Below are 17,381 nucleotides of genomic sequence, written 5' to 3'. Positions count from 1 at the left end.
AAAGCTTATATCAGGTGTGCCGCATAGTGCGGCCGAGGTGGAATTCGTGACGGATAATGATCTTCAGGGACGCGCAGCGCATGTCGCCGCGATCCGTGAGCGCGCCGAAGCCGATATGAAGGCGATCGGGGTGGATGCAGCTTTCATCGACAAATTGGTGGAGACCTTTTACGGTCGCGTGCTTGATCACCCGGAACTCGGGCCGGTTTTCGACGCCAAGCTGAACGGGCGCTGGCCCGACCATATGGCCAAGATGAAAAGCTTCTGGTCGGCCGTCGCCTTCCGCAACGGCGCCTATGGCGGCAAGCCGGTGCAAGCACATCTCGGCGTCCAGGACTTGACCCCGGCGCTCTTTCCGAAATGGCTGAGCCTGTTTTCGCAGACGCTCGACGATATCGCGCCGAATGCGGAAGCCAAGGCATGGTTCATGGCGACGGCCGAGCGCATCGCCAAGAGCCTGACGCTCTCGCTCTTCTACAATCCGGCTCTGGACGATCCGGCACGGAAACCCGCCTGACCTCACGACTTTTCAGCCGAGAAGGTGGCGCCGGCGCTGGCGGTCACCACGAGGGCCGTCCCCATCATCTGGAGGATCGTCATCGGCTGCGTCAGGATGACGAAGCCAGCCAGTGCGCCGATGGCCGGTTCCAGGCTCATGAGGATGCCGAAGGACGCTGTCGGCATGCGCCGAAGCGCGGTCATCTCAAGCGCGTAGGGCAAGAGCGGCACCAATAGCGCCAGACCTGCCATTTCCAGGAGGCCATAGGCGTCGAGATGGGGAGCGGCTGCCGCAAAGCCGAAGGGTGTTGCGACAACAGCCGCGACAAGCAGCGACATCGAGAGACCTTCCAGCCCCTTGAAGGCGGCGCCGACCTTCTTGGTCAGCAGAATGTAGATCGCCCATCCGACCGCTGAACCTGCGGCGAAAAGGACGCCGGAAAGGCTCCCGACCCACCCCTCTCCGTCATAGGCAAGGAAAAGAACACCAACTCCTGCCAGAGCCGGCCATGCCAATCGCCAGCTCATTCCAAATCCCAGCGTCGCCACAGACAGCGGCCCGAGGAAATCGATGGCGACAGTAAGACCAAGCGGGATGCGCTCGATCGCCGCGAAGAAGCACATGGTCATCAGGGCCGTGGTGGTCCCGAGCACAAGGGCAGCGCCCCACTGCGCGCCGCTATAACGCAAAACCGGCGGCCGGATGGCGACCACAAGCATGACGGCCGCAAAAGCAAGGCAGCCACGATGCGCCGGCCGGCCCGAACGTGGCGATGGCCGGCGCCGACAGCGCCGCCCCGAACTGGATCGACGACATTGACATCAGGCACATCAGGGCGCCCGCAGCCATGCCTGATGAGGAGGCCGATTGAAGCTTCGCCTCCACGCCATCCATCCCTATATCACCCGGCTGTTGAGCCACTGCTTTCTCCCAATTTCGGGTTGTTGATAGAAGGCTTGCAGCAGCACGGCAAATTCAATCTTCTGATGCTGGGATAACCGGCATTGATCTTGAGCGCGGCTCAGGACAGCGGCCGATCGGGATAAAGGACCTCGTCCGCCTCCTCCGCGTCCATTTCGAAAACCCGCCTCCCGATCTCGAAGCCGAATCCGTTTCGCGCAAAGGCCGATAGTTCCTTTGCCTTGCGCTTCTCATCCAGATCTCCTCGCCGGAATGGGCCGAAACCGCGCTTCCGCGCGAAGATGACCGCCGCGACGAGGTCGTCGGCATCCTGCACCGCCGATTGGACCGTTTCTGTCGCCACGCCCTTCAAGGACAATTTCTGAGCGATGACGCGCTTCGACTTGCCATTGCGCATCGCCGTGCGCGTGCTGATCGCGGCGAAGGCGACGTCATCCAGCGCTTTCTGGTCATAGGCGAATTTCACCGCGTATTCGGCGAGCGCCTTTACCTGGGCGCTGCTGATATCCTCGAATTTCGATTTCGCCTTCTTGGCGATGGCATCGAAGAGCTGCTTTTCGGTCATCATCCGGCGTTCGAGCCTGTAGATGGTCGAGTTCTTGGCCCAGGAAAGCATGCGCGACGTCGGAACGTCCGAAGCTGGTGTATCGTCGTCGGTGACAGGCAAATTCATCAGCGAGGCGTCTCTAGGCTTCCAGCCCTTTGAGCATATTGGCGACGTTCAGGCCGATTTCCGGCACGCCGTAGCCGCCCTCCATAAGGGTCAGGACCGGCAAGCCGGCGCCGGCGATTTCGGAACCCATGCGCAAGAAATCCTCCGATGTCAGCTTGAAGAAACTGATCGGATCGCGCTCGAACGTGTCGACGCCGAGGGAGACCACGATCGCTTCTGCGCCGAACCCCTTGATCCGTGAGAGCGCGTCGGCAAGGGCTGCCGACCATGGCTGCCATGTCGTGCCGCGCGGCAACGGATAGTTGGCATTGCAGCCTTCGCCCTGCCCCTGCCCGTTTTCATCGGCATAGCCCCAGAAGTAAGGAAAGGCATCAGCGGGCTCGCAGTGGAGCGAGACGAAGAAAATATCGCCCCTGTCATAGGTGATGTCCTGCGTGCCATTGCCATGGTGAAAATCGACATCGAGGATCGCGACCTTCTTGGCGCCGAGATCGATCAGGTGCTGTGCGGCGACGGCTGCGTTGTTGATGAAGCAATAGCCGCCAAAGAGATCGATGCCGGCATGATGGCCGGGCGGGCGGCAGAGCGAAAAGGCAAATCGATTGCCGGCATTCAGCCAGTCGGCCCCCGTCAGCGCGCATTTCATGGAGGCGATGGCGGCCTCATAGGTGCCCTCGGTGATCGCCGTCTCTGCAGCGTTGGCATAATAGCCGAGCAGGGCGTCGATATCGTTTGGCACGCGCTGTGTCGAGCGGCGCACCGGAAAGGAGGTCGGGATCGCCTCGCCCTCCGCCCCGCTCGCCTTCCATAGCGCCCAGGCGTTCGACAAGAACTCGAGATAGCCCCAATCATGGACCTTCAGCGCCGTCTCCAGCCCATGCACATTCGGCGCGACGACATCCGAAAACCCGGCATCCCTGACGGCCTCCAGTATCCATTCCGCCCGGAACGGCCCCTCGAATGGCGTCACCAGAAGCCCGCCATGCAACTCTGTCTTGGCGTCGCGCAGTTTGTGATCTTCGGAGTAGATGACGCGCATATCAGGCCCCTATGGATGACGGTTGCATTTGACGGATCGAGAGTTACACGGATTCGCGATGAAGAGAAAAGTAATCCCAAATGGTCTTGCCCTTGCGGCAAAACGACAGCATCTTCACGCCGATTTTCAGAGCGGCCGATTTTCAGAACGAGAGATATTTTTATGAAAGCCCTTATGGTCGATGTCGATGGCGTGCTGGTTCATGGACGTCCGGCAGATGGTCTACCGTACTTCACCTATCTGGAGCGGGATCTCGGCCTTACCCGCGAAATGCTGCAACAGGCGTTTTTCAAACCCTATTGGGCGGATATCGTCACCGGCCGCGAGCAGATCGAGCCGCGCCTTAAGAGTGTGCTCGACCGCATCGCGCCGAACATCACGCCTGAAACGCTGATGGATTACTGGTTCGAAAACGATTCCCGCCTGGACAGGCAATTGCTCGAAGGGCTCGTTGAGTACCGGAACAAAGGCGTCACGCTATTTCTTGCCACCAACCAGGAGCATCGGCGCGCCGCTTACCTGATGGAGCGGCTCGGGCTTTCCGAGTATTTCGACGGCATCTTTTATTCTGCTGCCCTTGGTCACAAAAAGCCTTCCGAAGATTTCTTCCGGATTGCGACCGAGCGTTCCGGTTATGAACGCCACGAGATCGCCTTCATCGACGATTCAGTAGAAAACATCGATGCCGCGCAACGTTTCGGGTGGAATGCTCTTCATTGGACGTCCGGAATGACGCTCGAAACGGCAAACAGCCACTTCAATCAGCCGATCCGCTTGTAGAAGAAGGTGGTGGAGCAGAAGCCACCCTCCGGCCACAGCGCGTAGTCCGGAATAACGCCCACCCGCTCCCAGCCAAGGCGCGGATAGATCGCTTCGGCATCGCTGCCGGTTGCCGTATCCAGCACCAGCAATGTCTTGCCCTGTCTTGCCGCCTCCCGCTCGACCGCTTCCATCAGCAGTCGCACAAGACCCTTGCCGCGGGCAGAGCGGTGAATCAGCAGCTTCTTCAGATCGCCGCGATGTGGCTGGTTCGGCATGGAAGCAAAGCCGATTTGCACCGTGCCGACAATTGTTCCCTCCAGTTCGGCGACAATAAGCAGGGTTCCGCCTGTTTCGACCGTTTCGACGACACCTTGCCAATAGGACAGAGCGTCCGCCGAGGTATAGGGCTGCATGAAGCCGACCGAGGCGCCGTCATTGACGCAATCGGCCAATATCTCGCAGAGATCGTGAATGGCGGCGCGCGCCTCGGTGGCGGTGAGAAGGCGGATATCTGGCATGGTCTGCTCCTGAAGGGAGGGGAATTATCGGCCGCCGCGATCGAGCACGACGCAGTAGCGCGCCGGCCTGTCGGACGGGTTGTGAAAGACGTGGCCCTCGCCCACGGGCATGTAGAGGCAATCGCCGGGCTTGAGGTGATAGGCGGTGTCGCGGGAGGTGATCTCCATCTCTCCCTCGAAGAGCCAGACATGCTGCCTCATGCCGTGGCTTGCCGCATGGGGCGGAAAGCTGACGCGGGCTCCGGCGGGAAAGACGACCTCGATGAGATCGACCATCGAATCCGTGGCCGAAGGCGAGACGGAACGTCTGAGATAGCCAGTTTCCGGATCGCGCCAGACCTGCTGATCGTTGCGGCGGGAAAGCGGCGAGGAAAGCTTGTCCTCTTCGGCAAAGAAGGCCGACAGCGACAGGCCGAGCGCCGCGCAAAGTCTTGCAAGCAGCGAGGCCGTCGGGCTGGCTTCCGCTCGCTCGATGCGGGAGATCATTGCGCGGCTGACACCTGACGCTGTCGCCAGTTCGTCGAGTGTCAGACCCCTGGCGATCCGCAGCTGGCGGATACGCAGACCGATCGCGATTTCGAGTTCTTCTTCCATCTCGGCACCCAATTTCTACTATAAGAGAAATACATGATCCGATGATGGAATCAAGGTCAAAAACTACCGTAGCCGACGATCGTCTTCGAATGGCTGAGCAAGTGCGTTTTGCGCTGTCTTTGCCATAGCTTTTGCCTATTGTGGCGCTGTAATAAGCCGGGCCGCCCGGCAATCAGGATTGGAATGGATAAAGGCATGCAAGACAACCAAATGGCCAGCCAGCCGGCAACGGACAGCTTCACGACCGCCGCATGGGAGAGGATCGCATCGATCCGCGCCAGCATCGAAGCCCTGCCGCTGCTGGAACGGCTGTCCGACGGCACCCTGCCGCCCGAAATCTTTCGGCACTACATCCTGCAGGACGCGCTTTATCTCAAGCATTACGCCCGCTGCCTGGCCGTCGTTGCGGCAAAGGCGCCTGACAACGCGCAGGTCCTGCGCTTCTTGGGCTCAGCCCAGAAAGCTCTCAACGTCGAGCAGGGTCTGCATGCGGGATTTCTGACCCAGTTCGGCATCACCTCTGCGGATGTCGAGGCTGCCGAACCGTCGCCGACCGGCCTTGCCTATACAAACTTCCTGCTCGCTACAGCCTATCACTGCTCCTACCCGGTGGCGCTTTCCGCCATCCTGCCTTGCTTCTGGATCTACTGGAAAGTCGGCGAGGCCATCAAGAACAGGCCCTTGATCGAAGGCAATGCATTCCAGGCCTGGATCAACACCTATGGCGATCCGCAATTTGCCGCCGGCGCCCGCGAAGTGATCGCCTTGACCGACCTTGCCGCCCGTGGAGCATCCGAGGCGGAGCGGACGCAAATGCTCGATGTCTTCGTGCGCGCTTCGCAATATGAATGGATGTTCTGGGACTCCGCGTGGAACCTGGAGACATGGCCCGTCTGACCCATGCCGCGTCCCGATGGCAGGACTGCATCGCGCAGCCTGTAAAATAGGGCGAACATAGGGTTAATTACCGCTTTGCGGACGTTGCCGCCGCTGCTATATGGCGCGCATGAGCACCAATTCGACGACTCCGCTTTCGCATATCCGCAATTTTTCGATCGTGGCCCATATCGACCACGGCAAATCGACGCTGGCCGACCGCCTGATCCAGACGACGGGCGGCCTTGCCGAGCGCGAGATGTCGGAGCAGGTGCTCGACAACATGGAGATCGAGCGCGAGCGCGGCATCACCATCAAGGCGCAGACCGTTCGCCTGCACTACAAGGCGCAGAACGGCGAGACCTATATTCTGAACCTCATCGACACGCCCGGACACGTCGACTTCGCCTATGAAGTCTCGCGGTCGCTCTCGGCCTGCGAAGGTTCATTGCTGGTCGTCGACGCCTCGCAGGGTGTCGAAGCGCAGACGCTTGCCAACGTCTACCAGGCAATCGACAACAATCACGAGCTCGTCACCGTTCTCAACAAGATCGACCTGCCCGCTGCCGAGCCGGAGCGCATCAAGGAACAGATCGAGGAAGTGATCGGCATCGATGCCTCCGACGCCGTACTGATTTCGGCAAAGACCGGGCTCGGCATTCCCGATGTTCTGGAAGCGATCGTCCACAAGCTGCCGGCGCCGAAGAGCGCGGGCGGCGAGAAAGCGCCGCTGAAGGCGCTGCTGGTCGACAGCTGGTATGACACCTATCTCGGCGTCATGGTTCTCGTGCGCGTTCTCGACGGCGTGCTGACCAAGGGCCAGACGATCCGCATGATGGGCACGGACGCCAAATACCAGGTGGAGCGCGTCGGCGTGCTGACGCCGAAGATGGTCAATGTCGACAGTCTCGGCCCCGGCGAGATCGGCTTCATCACTGCGTCCATCAAGGAAGTGGCCGACACGCGCGTCGGCGATACGATCACCGAGGACAAGCGTCCGACGGCTGAGGCGCTGCCGGGCTTCAAGCCCGCCCAGCCTGTCGTCTTCTGCGGCCTCTTCCCGGTCGACGCTGCCGATTTCGAGGATCTGCGCGCTGCCATGGGCAAGCTGCGCCTTAACGATGCAAGCTTCTCGTTTGAAATGGAAAGCTCTGCTGCGCTCGGCTTCGGCTTCCGCTGCGGCTTCCTCGGCCTGCTGCATCTTGAGATCATCCAGGAACGTCTGGAGCGCGAATTCGATCTCGACCTGATCGCAACGGCGCCTTCGGTCGTTTATCAGCTGAGCATGACCGACGGCAGCGAGCGCGAGCTGCATAATCCGGCCGACATGCCCGATGTCGTAAAGATCGGCGAAATCCGCGAGCCCTGGATCAAGGCGACGATCATGACGCCGGACGACTATCTCGGCGGCATCCTGAAACTTTGCCAGGATCGCCGCGGCATCCAGACGGAACTCACCTATGTCGGCAGCCGCGCGATGGTCACCTACGACCTGCCGCTCAACGAAGTCGTCTTCGATTTCTACGACCGGCTGAAGTCGATCTCGAAGGGCTATGCCTCCTTCGACTATCATCTTGAAGACTACCGCGAGGGCAACCTCGTCAAGCTGTCGATCCTCGTCAACGGCGAGCCGGTCGACGCGCTCTCCATGCTCGTCCATCGTTCGTCTGCCGAAAAGCGTGGCCGCGACATGTGCGAGCGGCTGAAGGAGCTGATCCCGAAGCACATGTTCAAGATCCCGATCCAGGCAGCGATCGGCGGCAACGTCATTGCCCGCGAGACCATCTCGGCGCTGCGCAAGGACGTGACCGCGAAATGCTACGGCGGCGACGCCACCCGCAAGCGCAAGCTGCTGGACAAGCAGAAGGAAGGCAAGAAGCGCATGCGGCAGTTCGGCAAGGTCGAAATCCCGCAGGAAGCGTTTATTGCCGCGCTCAAGATGGGCGACGAGTAAGTCTTTGCACAGGCGACTCATGTGCATATGATGTGCGCATGATGGAGCCGCTGAAATGTCTCAACAGCAAAGAAAAGCAGCCAATCTTTCTCTGGACGAAAAACTCGTCACTCAGGCGCGGGATCTGAAGATCAATATCTCCCGCGCCACCGAGGACGGCATCGCGCGCGCCGTGAAGGCGGAGCGCGAACGGCTTTGGCTTATCGAAAACGCTGAAGCCATCCGCCTCGAAAACGAATATGTCGAAAAACATGGGCTGCCGCTCGCTAAATACCGGCAATTTTAATGGCTCGCTTTCAGGTCTATCGATTGAAAGGCAGCGATATCCTGGTGCTCGATCTGCAGGCCAATTTCTTCGATAGCCTCCCGTCCAGAGTGGTGGTTCCGCTTCATTCTGTCGACGAAATGAGCTAGGCGGCATCGAGCCTCAATCCGCGCTTCCGGATCAACGACGAACTTTATGTCATGGCCACCCAACGCATGGCGTCCGTGCCGGTCTCCGAAATCGGCGAGGCGATTGCCGATCTTTCAGCAAAGGCCGATACGATCATTGCCGCGACCGACTTCCTCTTCCAGGGCTTCTAGGACGCCTGCCCCATATATTCCTTCACCAGCACCTCATACTCCTCCATGGCCGGCAGCGCCGCGTAACTATGAACCGCCGGCGTCGTCGCGCCGGGCAGCTTCTCGCTCGTCCAGGTCTCGATGAAGGGAGAAAACCAGCTTGGGTCATCCAGCATGGTCGGGCGCAGGTTGACGAACCAGTCCATGCCTTCCGACTTCGTAAACATCCAGCTCATGCAATAGGGGCAGAAGTAATGGTGGGCGTCAGCGCCGTGAAGCCCACCGATGACGGGTTCGCCCTTTGTTACCTCGAAGCCGTCCGCCGGGATCGCGGCGCTCAGCGAATAGGCGCTGGACGACATCTGCTGGCAGCCCCTGCAGTGACAGGCCATAGTCAGCAGCGGGGGTGCGGTGATCTTCAACCGCACGCGCCCGCAGCGGCATCCGCCTTCCGCAGGTAGGTTCAATTCGCTCACGATTGGTCCTCCATTCCCGAAATTACTTAGAGGGCGACACGTCCACTAACCCTGTGGCTATCGTCCGCTCCCGGCATCAATCCTTGTCGTCAGGCGGGCAAGGCCAGTTCGCCGGTATGTTCAACCCGGAAGGCAGCTTCGTCGCCTTGTCGCCGCAAGCAAGATCGATCTGGCTCTGCTGCAGGTTCGCCGCGGCAGAGAGGTCCAGTCCCTCGATCCGCGTCAGGTACATGAAGGCCCTATCGAAATTGATTGGCCCCTGCAGCTTGGCGCTGCTAAGGTTGGCGCGAGAAAGATTGGCGAGCGTGAAACGGGTATCGCTCAGATCCGCCTTGTCGAAATTGGCTCGGCCGAGTTCCGCCTTCTCGAAATCCGTTTTTGCCAGCCTGGCGCCGCTGAAGTCCGCCCGCTGGAGTTCGGCACCGGCAAAACTGGCGCCGTCGGCTACGACATTGGTGAAACTCGAACGATAGGCCTCGATATGCGAGAAATTGGCACCCTCCGCATGGGCATCCGTCAGCCAGGTGCGCACCATGGTCGCCTTTTCCAGATTGGCTGACTGAAGATTGGTGTTGCTGAGATCGGTGCTGTCGAAATGGGTGCCGGCAAGATTGGCACCATGCAGATCGCTGCCCTGGAGAATGATGTTGTTCCGGTGGCATCCGCTCCAGTTTATGCCGGGCGTAGCCATATCGTCACAATCCGCGGCGGCTGCCGGATTGGAGCCCGCAAGCAATAGAACCAGGGCAATAGCAGCACCAAGAGCGGCAGGCACGCTCCCCAGCGCCAACAACGGATTGGAAAACCGCGCCCGAATTCTGCCCCCCAGTGATCTCACGCTTTTTACGCTGCCCATCCACGCGCTCCGTCCGCCCGCTTGATCAAGACCGATCGCCCGTATGATTCGGGTGACCGCCTTTCCTTTTCTATATAGTGCGTGCGGCAATAAAAAGAGTGCGGCAAATCTCGCTTCTGCGGCAATATCAAGCGGGTCTTCAATGCTTGCGACCACTATCCGGCCTGTCTAGAGCGCTTCCGCTTTTCTTCGAATCGCGGAAGCGCTCTATCTCCTTGATTTGACGCAATTCCGGACGCAAAACCGTGTGACACTTTTGCTGGAATTGCTCTAGATAATCGAGATTGATCGAAAGGAACGCTGATGAGCGACAAGCCCCGGATAACCATACTCTACTGCACACAATGCAACTGGCTGCTGCGGGCCGCGTGGATGGCACAGGAGTTGCTGCAGACCTTTACCGACAGTCTCGGCGAAGTCGCATTGATTCCCGGTACCGGCGGAAATTTCGAGATTCGCATCGACGGTGAACTCCTTTGGGAGCGGAAGCGCGATGGCGGCTTTCCTGGCCCCAAGGAACTCAAGCAGCGGGTGCGCGATGTCATCGATCCCAGCCGCGACCTTGGCCACACCGACCGCACGGCAACGGACGCCTGATCAGGTCAGTTCATTGGTAGGGTGAGTAACAGGCCAGCGACCCGCCGCGAAAGGTCCGGTAGCGATTGGTGGTCGGATCATAGGAGCGATATTTCGCCTGACACCACTGCACATGCTGGCGGCTGAGGGTTGGCGCCCGTGTGGCAGGGCGAACCGGCGGCGGGACCGAGGTCGTGGTCGGCGGCTGGTATATGAGGTTTGGCGTACCCGTTGCGCGCGGCCTGTAATAGACCGGCGGCTGGTATCCTGGGGGGCGATAGGTAGGCGGGCGATATGTTTGCCGAGGCCCGAAGCCAAAGCAGCCCCTGTAATCGCACAGCGTCTGCACCTTCACGATATCCGAATGCACCTGTGGACCGATTGACCCCAGCGGCACGGCATTCGCGGCTAGGGGGGACAGAAGCAAAACAAGAAGAGACACGCAAACCAGCGTGATCCTAGCGAAAACGATCATGGCAACTTTCCATCCCCTGCGCGACTTCCCCACAACAGCATTCTCTAAAATGTAGAGCGAAATCATCGCCATCCAAGACGCGGTCACGCTATTGCGATGAGAGGCTATCTCGAGGACGGCCTTCAAGAGCGTAGGAGAAGTGGTTTCGTCGCCGTTCGAGGGGTGGTTGGAAACGGTTTTTTGCGGATTGCCATGAAAACTTCAAAAACCCTGTTGACAGCAAAGAGCCACCCCCGTACATGGCTCTCCGTCGCCCAGATGGCGGAATTGGTAGACGCGCCAGCTTCAGGTGCTGGTACCCGAAAGGGTGTGGAGGTTCGAGTCCTCTTCTGGGCACCATTCCATTTTGATCGTTGCCACGATCATCCTTAAATCTTTAATTTTTTCATTATGTTGACCGCATTCAGCGCTGCCGCTGGTGGCTGTGCTGAACAAGCGCCAACGGTGGCTACCTGCGTTGCGTTTCAGTCGTCGCGATGCAAACCGTGGATTGGCGTTGTTCTGCCTCCATCAATGCAGATATAGCAGGCGGCCACCGTCCTGAATGCGCTACTGATTCTTGTTCGGACCTTTTCCGGTTGTGGGATTGCAGGTTTTGACCCTGCATTTCGGATCATCGCTCGTCGGCACGGTCGTGTTTGCCATGCCGCCCATCCCGACACAGCTCATCGAGTTTGTTACGGCACGGCTGTACATCATCATGTCTGATTTCTGCTTGGACGGATAGCGCAAGACCATCATGCCGTCTTTTGCAATTTCGTCATGCACCTGGGCGCATGTCATCGACTGGGAGCTATGCCGCGACATCGCCATGGCGTTTGAGGCAAAGAGGCCAAGAGCCGCAATCAAAATGATCTTCTTCATCGGGATTCCTCTTCTCGGTCATAGACATCGCTTTCGGAGGCATCCCGATTGTTGTGCAGCTATCCTATCGTTTTTGTGACAGAGCATACAGGCTTAGCAACCGCACGCTGTGACACGATCCTCGCGCACGGCGGCATAGAGCTATGTGGGCGCGCCATGAACTACGACAAACAGCGTTCTGTGGTTATCTGTTCCGGTCGTTATACTGCCAGTAGGACCAATTCGGCGGTCTGGTGCTCGACGATATGACACCGTTCTGGTCACAGACATAGCCAAGCCGCGGCAGGCCGCGATAAATACCGCCACGCCACCAATAGGAATGAATGGTCGTGGTGCGGCAGCTGAACTTGTCGTCGGCTGTCTGCTGCGTCGGTGCAGTGACGCCAGGCAAATCCTTGTAGGGATATATGGTCTTTCCCGCAGCGGCCCAATTGACCGGATTTCCCGCCATGGACAGACCAGGAGCGATAGCAGCAAACACCAAGGCGACGATTGTGGTTTTGATGGCGATCTTCATCTGCCTTGGTCCTTAGCGGTGTCTCAACATTCGGTCATTGGCCTCCATTCGATATAGTGATCGCCATGACTTACGCCAAGGTAAAGGCAAGCATCTCTTCAGGCACCGTGGTCAACGCTATCGGTCGTCCTGAGTGGTCCGGAGATCGCGGAAAGACGTGCCGCTCCCATGGCGAGATCGGCTTTGGCCCCGGAATTTCATGGGATAGCGCTGTTGCGCAGATCCGACCTTATACACAGGAGATTAAAAACGTCTTGCAGTCTCCGACAGCCGGGTTCATATAGCCGGGGGGAGAGTGGCAGAGACGCAATCCTTGTTTGTGTCCCTATGGGTTTCTGCTACATTAGCATGAGATATCAGGCATACCGTGTCTTGCGGGTGGGATTATTTAGTCGGAGTTAAGGCTATTCTCGAGCGAGTGAGTAGGGGGAAATCGTCCGCAGATAGCGATGCAGCCGACGTTCCGGCAGCACCCATTCTCATATATGCGATCAACCTGGATCGCTCCGTCGATCGGTGGGAAAGATTGCGCGGACAAGCCGTGCGGTACGGTCTAAACGTTGTGCGTATTACAGCCGTCGACGGCAGTGCGGTTCCCGAGCAGGATCGGGTCGATTTCCATCCCCATCAATTTGTATATCATAACGGCAGAAGACTTCTGGCCGGCGAATATGGCTGCTACCGCAGCCACTTGATGGCTATGGAGCAATTTGTCGACAGTGGCCACGAACTGGCGATCATCATCGAGGATGACGTCGACCTTAATCCCAGGCTGATACAGCGTGCCATTGCGGCAATCACTGCCGCGCCCGATATGGGCCTGGTAAAACTCGTCAACCACCGCGCCGTCGGATTCAAGCCGCATTTGGAAACGTCCGAAAGGGATATCGTCGGTCGCTGTCTGCACGGGCCGCAAGGCTCGGCCGCCTGTTATATTCTCACGCGTAAGGCAGCTCAAAAGCTGCTGGTTACGCTGCGACCGATGTTGTTGCCTTTCGACGTCGCCCTTGAGCGCGGTTGGTCGACCGGCGTTCAAACCTTTTCAATGGAAAAGAACATCGTCGAGTTCAGCCCGTTCAGGGGGGATACTGCAATCGGCAGGCGAGTGCATTACCGGGCAGTCAAAAAGCACTTCATGCTTCGTGTCTCGGCTCACTGGTTCCGCACCCACGACCAGGTTCGACGCTGGTACTACGCGGTGAAAATGCGAAAGATGCTGGCTAGCAAGCAGATCCATCAGGCGGCTGTGTCTGCTTCCCTCTCCCGGAAAACGAGGTCGACGACCTCCACGGTCGGCGAATAGCCGGCAACAAGCTTTTCCAGCATGCTGCGCGTCAGCGGCACGTCATTTTCATCGAGAGCCGCTTCCAGAGCGTTCAAACGCTTCGATAATTCCAGCCATGGCAGAAAATCCTCATGTGCCCGCATGATTCGGGGATGCGGAGTGGCCTGCGGATCATCGCCGATCAAAAGCTCCTCGTAGAGCTTCTCACCAGGCCGCAACCCCGTGATCTCCATCTCGATGTCGCCGTCGGGATTTTCGTCGTCGCGCAAAGTCAGGCCGGAAAGCTCCACCATCCGCATGGCAAGGTCAGCAATGCGAACGGGTTCGCCCATATCGAGAAGGAAGACATCGCCGCCCTGTGCCATAGCGCCGGCCTGAATGACCAATTGCGAGGCTTCCGGGATCGTCATGAAGTAGCGGGTTATATCGGGATGCGTCAGCGTAATCGGCCCGCCATCGCGTATCTGCTGGCGAAACAGCGGCACGACCGATCCGGACGAACCGAGCACGTTGCCGAAGCGGACCATCGAGAATGTGGTCGACGCGCCCGGCTTCTGATCCGCATTCAGTGCTTGAAGAACGAGCTCGGCGAGCCGCTTGCTGGCGCCCATGATGTTTGTCGGACGCACCGCCTTGTCCGTGCTGATGAGCACGAAGCTTGCGACCCCGGCATTCTGCGCGGCCCGGGCCGTCGTCAGCGTGCCGAGCACGTTGTTCTTGATTCCTTCAGCGGGATTATACTCCACGAGTGGGACATGCTTGTAAGCCGCGGCGTGATAGACCGTACTCGGCTTCCATGTTTCCATGATCTGCTGCAACCGGCGACCGTCCCGGACGGAAGCTAGAAAGGGAATGATGCGTATATCTGCGCGCTCAAGTAGCAGTGCAGCCTTTTCCAACTCGGCGTGAATGGCGTAGAGCCCGAATTCATTCTGCTCCAGCAAGAGAAGGCAGGCAGGACCATTTCGAAGGATCTGACGGCAGAGCTCACTGCCGATGGACCCTCCTGCCCCCGTCACCATGACAACCTTGTCCTTAATATGTCGATCAAGCAGAGCCTGGTCCGGCACGACAACGTTGCGGCCGAGGAGATCTTCGATGTCGAGTTCTTTCAGGTCCGTTACGGCGATGCGGCCTTGCGCGAGCGCGGTCAAGTCCGGCATCGTTCGCACGGTCACTCTGACCTTTCGCATCTCCTCCAGGATTTCGTTGCGACGTTGTCGGGTGGCATTGGGCAATGCCAGGAGGACGTCGCCGATCTCCCCGGTTGCGACCAACGCAGCCAAATCCGACGGGTCGTAGATCGGCAAGCCGCCCATGATGCTGCCGTGCAAATTCTTGTCATCATCGAGATAGCCGACGACGTTGAGTTCGGCGCTGTTTGCAAGTGCACCGGCGAGTTGCCGACCGGAAGTCCCGGCACCATAAATCAATACCCTGGAGAGGGCATTCCGATTGAGGAGGCGTTGATAGGCGTTACCAAGCCAGTAACGCGTCCACATGCGCGAAAGGCCAATCGCGATCAGCAGCAGAAGTGGCTGCAGGATGCCAACGGTTCGCGGCACGCCCGGTACGCTGATCGCGGTGAAGATCGTCATGAAGGCCAAACCGTAGATCGAAACGGCCTTTACAACGGTCATGAAGGCGGACAGTCCGGCATAGCGGAAGATGGCGCGGTACAGACCAAGCACGATGAAGATCGGGATTGCGACAAGCAGGGACACGATTGCCGGCAGCCATTCGACGCCTTCCAGAATCACCCAACCATCCAGACGAAGACAGTATGCGAACCAGACAGTGAGAACACACAGGCTGGAGTCCACGATCAGCGCCAGGGCGCGCTTGGTCGTACGGGGTAGCGCGAGGAAGGGTAGAACGAGCTTATCGGCCGGTATCATAGCTATGTCTTCCTCCGGCGCCGATCATCAGAACAGCGTATCATATCTCTTGCATGGTTCCCGGTGTATTTGTCCAGGCAGGAACCTCTATTGATGCCTCTAGAGCCAAAAGGCAACAGCTCCCACCACTTCTCCGTGTTTGGTGCGGTAGATCGCCGGGGCGGCGAATCTCAATACAAACATTCTCAAGTCGCCGACGCAGCGGATCATTTCGACAAATAGCCGCGTAAGACGGGATGCCGAAACAGGCTGGCAATGACCGCAATAGCCATGCCCAGGCAAATGCCAAAAAGGGCGCCGGCGATCAGGCCGGCTACCATCATGACCTTCCCTCCCGGCCCGTCAGCCTTCAATGGCGGCACCGCCTCGGAGATAACGCGGATATTGGTCTGCGACAGGCTTTGGTCTTCGCTCGCCTGGTCCGAGCGCTTCATCAGGGCCTCGTAAATGTCCTTTGCAGCGGTCGCCTTGCGTTCAAGCTCGTTCAATTCGACAAGCTTGCCCGAGGTGTTGACCTGGGTTGCCTTCTGGACGGCCAGCTCCTTGGCAATGCCCTGCTCTGCCTTCTGCGCCTGTTCATAATCAGACTGCGCTGAGGTCGACAGGCGCTGAAGCTCGCTTCGAATTTCAGCCGCGATACTTTCGAGGGAAGACCGCGCCGCCAGCAGCCTCGGATGGCGAGCGCCAAGCTGGCTTTCGAGGCTTCCGACATTGGCGGCCTGAACGGCATATTGCTGACGCAGGTTGGTCAGCGAATTGGAGGTGGAGTTCAGGGCCGGTGGACTGGTACTGGCAACGACATCCTCGAAGCTCAGCTTGCCGACGGCGTCCGCACGGGCCTTGGCCTCGATTGTTTTCTGCTGGGCGGTGACCAGGAGGTCGTTCAACGCCGTCAGGCGCTTGTCAGAAATGAAGCCGCCACCTTGCACGGCAACCATGTCGTTGTCCGCCCGATAGGTCTCTGCGGCTTTCTCGGCATCAAGCACCTGCTGGCGTAGATCGTCCAGTCGGCTGTCGAGAGCAGTGTTGGTGCTGTGATAGGCCGTCGCAGCCGCCTTGCTTTCCTCATCCCTGAAAGACGTCACGATCTGGTTTGCGATCTGGGCCGACTTCAAGGGGTCGCGCGTCGTAACCTTGAGCGAGACCACATAGGTGGTGGCTTCACGGGCGATGACCGCAGCCTTCTGCAGCACCGCGATCGCGACGTATTTCGCGGTCTCGCCGGTCGCTCCACCGTTGAATTGAGGATCCTGATCGAGCTTCAGGGCATCGACCACGCGACCCATGACCTTTCCGGAGCCGAGTATCTGCGTCTGGCTGTCGATAAGCGCGGAAATCAATTCGGGTGCGGCGGTGCCCTGTTGCGGATCCGAAGCACTGACCTGATGCGGATCGAAGTAGAGGCTGGTCTCCGCCGTGAATTTCTGCGGCAGCATTGGAATGACAGCGGCGCCAAGACCACCCATGATTGCCGCGAGAATAATAATGAGCAGGCGTCTCGCCCAGATCGCGCGAACGGCGGAACGGAGATCGAGAATGGGGCCGGGCGCGACTGTTTCGACGGGCTTTTCGTGAACCTCTTCCTGCGGCGGAGCGCTGGGAGCAGGTACGGGTGCCGATGCCGGTCGAGTTTCCGCCTGCGCGGATGTCTGTCGTGCAATTTCCTCTTCGGCGCGTTCGCGCAACTCGCTGACAGGCGCAGGCCGGGGTTGCTGGATGAAATCTGACGGCCGGATCACGGGGCCGCGCATACGAAGATCCTCGGGCTGCCCAGGAGGCGGCTCGTTGCTGCGCCAGCTCGGAAGGCGGCTTGTTCCCTTACTCTTCTCGTACGAACTCATGTCAGACTTTCGCTGCCGTCCGCATTACCCGTACACGGCAGATCACCTGGAGTTTAGAAATGTTTGGCTAAGGGATTCTTAAGGACGTTCCAATCTCGTCCAGATCTCACCGACAATTGCTGGCTGACCCACATAGACCTGTCATCCGGGCGCCTGTAAGAAGTAGCGTCCGGAGAGCCGCCTTCCCCTTGGT

At 59.0% G+C, this 17,381-nt stretch carries 18 protein-coding genes, 1 tRNA gene and 2 pseudogenes; 9 read left to right on the top strand and 12 right to left on the bottom strand.

Annotation, left to right across the window (positions count from 1 at the left end; translation table 11 throughout):
* The first annotated feature begins 46 nt into the window (after window positions 1–46).
* A complete protein-coding gene (locus DTW90_RS07015; RefSeq protein WP_149337314.1) occupies window positions 47–517 on the top strand; it encodes a truncated hemoglobin in 471 nt (156 codons plus the stop codon).
* Between the two features lie 2 nt (window positions 518–519).
* Here DTW90_RS07015 and DTW90_RS07010 read toward each other — a convergent pair.
* The 3 genes and pseudogenes from DTW90_RS07010 to DTW90_RS07000 all read right to left on the bottom strand — a co-directional run bounded on the left by DTW90_RS07010 (window position 520) and on the right by DTW90_RS07000 (window position 3,132).
* Window positions 520–1,393 (bottom strand): annotated as a pseudogene (locus DTW90_RS07010) (EamA family transporter).
* A 127-nt stretch (window positions 1,394–1,520) separates the two neighbouring features.
* Entirely contained in the window at window positions 1,521–2,093 is a 573-nt protein-coding gene (gene recX, locus DTW90_RS07005) for a recombination regulator RecX (protein WP_149337312.1), read from the bottom strand.
* A gap of 13 nt (window positions 2,094–2,106) precedes the next feature.
* Window positions 2,107–3,132 (bottom strand): histone deacetylase family protein, encoded by a 1,026-nt coding sequence (locus DTW90_RS07000; RefSeq protein WP_149337310.1) that lies wholly within the window; start codon window positions 3,130–3,132, stop codon window positions 2,107–2,109.
* 162 nt (window positions 3,133–3,294) lie between these two features.
* On the opposite strand from DTW90_RS07000, the gene DTW90_RS06995 reads away from it, so the two are divergent.
* Window positions 3,295–3,912 (top strand): HAD-IA family hydrolase, encoded by a 618-nt coding sequence (locus tag DTW90_RS06995; protein ID WP_149338371.1) that lies wholly within the window; start codon window positions 3,295–3,297, stop codon window positions 3,910–3,912.
* On the opposite strand, the gene DTW90_RS06990 is transcribed toward DTW90_RS06995, so the two are convergent.
* Both DTW90_RS06990 and DTW90_RS06985 read right to left on the bottom strand, forming a co-directional pair.
* Complete coding sequence (locus DTW90_RS06990) at window positions 3,894–4,412, bottom strand: GNAT family N-acetyltransferase (RefSeq protein ID WP_149337308.1); 519 nt, start codon at window positions 4,410–4,412, stop codon at window positions 3,894–3,896. The genes DTW90_RS06995 and DTW90_RS06990 overlap by 19 nt on opposite strands.
* Window positions 4,413–4,436: 24 nt before the next feature.
* Window positions 4,437–5,006, bottom strand: a complete 570-nt coding sequence (locus tag DTW90_RS06985; RefSeq protein ID WP_149337306.1) for a helix-turn-helix domain-containing protein — start codon at window positions 5,004–5,006, stop codon at window positions 4,437–4,439.
* Between the two features lie 195 nt (window positions 5,007–5,201).
* Between DTW90_RS06985 and tenA the strand changes: the two genes are divergently transcribed.
* The 4 genes and pseudogenes from tenA to DTW90_RS06965 all read left to right on the top strand — a co-directional run bounded on the left by tenA (window position 5,202) and on the right by DTW90_RS06965 (window position 8,421).
* Window positions 5,202–5,903: a thiaminase II gene (gene tenA, locus DTW90_RS06980; RefSeq protein WP_246664906.1), complete on the top strand. Its 702-nt coding sequence runs from the start codon at window positions 5,202–5,204 to the stop codon at window positions 5,901–5,903.
* A 100-nt stretch (window positions 5,904–6,003) separates the two neighbouring features.
* Entirely contained in the window at window positions 6,004–7,836 is a 1,833-nt protein-coding gene (lepA, locus tag DTW90_RS06975; protein ID WP_149337305.1) for a translation elongation factor 4, read from the top strand.
* Between the two features lie 55 nt (window positions 7,837–7,891).
* Window positions 7,892–8,122 (top strand): type II toxin-antitoxin system CcdA family antitoxin, encoded by a 231-nt coding sequence (locus DTW90_RS06970; protein ID WP_132520220.1) that lies wholly within the window; start codon window positions 7,892–7,894, stop codon window positions 8,120–8,122.
* Window positions 8,122–8,421 (top strand): annotated as a pseudogene (locus tag DTW90_RS06965) (CcdB family protein). Before DTW90_RS06970 ends, DTW90_RS06965 begins: the two are co-directional and overlap by 1 nt.
* Here the strand turns inward: DTW90_RS06965 and DTW90_RS06960 are convergent.
* On the bottom strand, window positions 8,418–8,876 hold the full coding sequence (locus DTW90_RS06960; RefSeq protein ID WP_132520217.1) for a GFA family protein: 459 nt from the start codon (window positions 8,874–8,876) through the stop codon (window positions 8,418–8,420). The pseudogene DTW90_RS06965 and the gene DTW90_RS06960 overlap by 4 nt on opposite strands.
* A gap of 76 nt (window positions 8,877–8,952) precedes the next feature.
* On the bottom strand, window positions 8,953–9,732 hold the full coding sequence (locus tag DTW90_RS06955) for a pentapeptide repeat-containing protein (protein WP_132520214.1): 780 nt from the start codon (window positions 9,730–9,732) through the stop codon (window positions 8,953–8,955).
* 303 nt (window positions 9,733–10,035) lie between these two features.
* Here DTW90_RS06955 and DTW90_RS06945 point away from each other — a divergent pair, with 303 nt between their 5' ends.
* Window positions 10,036–10,329, top strand: coding sequence for a SelT/SelW/SelH family protein (locus tag DTW90_RS06945; RefSeq protein ID WP_149337301.1), 294 nt, complete (start codon window positions 10,036–10,038; stop codon window positions 10,327–10,329).
* Between the two features lie 10 nt (window positions 10,330–10,339).
* Here the strand turns inward: DTW90_RS06945 and DTW90_RS06940 are convergent, their stop codons facing one another.
* Window positions 10,340–10,783 carry a BA14K family protein gene (locus tag DTW90_RS06940; RefSeq protein WP_149337299.1) on the bottom strand — a complete coding sequence of 148 codons (444 nt, stop codon included), beginning with the start codon at window positions 10,781–10,783 and terminating at the stop codon, window positions 10,340–10,342.
* Window positions 10,784–11,035: 252 nt separating this feature from the next.
* Between DTW90_RS06940 and DTW90_RS06935 the strand changes: the two genes are divergently transcribed.
* Window positions 11,036–11,122: transfer RNA gene (locus DTW90_RS06935), tRNA-Leu, on the top strand.
* Between the two features lie 210 nt (window positions 11,123–11,332).
* Here DTW90_RS06935 and DTW90_RS06930 read toward each other — a convergent pair.
* The gene (locus DTW90_RS06930) at window positions 11,333–11,647 is read right to left on the bottom strand and encodes a hypothetical protein (protein WP_149337297.1); all 315 of its coding nucleotides are present in this window, start codon (window positions 11,645–11,647) and stop codon (window positions 11,333–11,335) included.
* A 184-nt stretch (window positions 11,648–11,831) separates the two neighbouring features.
* Window positions 11,832–12,164: a hypothetical protein gene (locus tag DTW90_RS06925; RefSeq protein ID WP_149337295.1), complete on the bottom strand. Its 333-nt coding sequence runs from the start codon at window positions 12,162–12,164 to the stop codon at window positions 11,832–11,834.
* Window positions 12,165–12,582: 418 nt separating this feature from the next.
* Between DTW90_RS06925 and DTW90_RS06920 the strand changes: the two genes are divergently transcribed.
* Complete coding sequence (locus tag DTW90_RS06920) at window positions 12,583–13,467, top strand: glycosyltransferase family 25 protein (protein WP_281407566.1); 885 nt, start codon at window positions 12,583–12,585, stop codon at window positions 13,465–13,467.
* Here the strand turns inward: DTW90_RS06920 and DTW90_RS06915 are convergent.
* Both DTW90_RS06915 and DTW90_RS06910 read right to left on the bottom strand, forming a co-directional pair.
* Window positions 13,401–15,347: a nucleoside-diphosphate sugar epimerase/dehydratase gene (locus DTW90_RS06915; protein ID WP_149337294.1), complete on the bottom strand. Its 1,947-nt coding sequence runs from the start codon at window positions 15,345–15,347 to the stop codon at window positions 13,401–13,403. The two genes, DTW90_RS06920 and DTW90_RS06915, sit on opposite strands and share 67 nt — an antisense overlap.
* Before the next feature lie 206 nt (window positions 15,348–15,553).
* The gene (locus tag DTW90_RS06910) at window positions 15,554–17,188 is read right to left on the bottom strand and encodes a GumC family protein (protein ID WP_149337292.1); all 1,635 of its coding nucleotides are present in this window, start codon (window positions 17,186–17,188) and stop codon (window positions 15,554–15,556) included.
* Window positions 17,189–17,381: the final 193 nt, after the last annotated feature.

It is taken from the genome of Neorhizobium sp. P12A (assembly GCF_008365395.1).
Lineage (GTDB): Bacteria > Pseudomonadota > Alphaproteobacteria > Rhizobiales > Rhizobiaceae > Rhizobium.
This window is presented reverse-complemented; position numbering and strand designations above follow the sequence as displayed.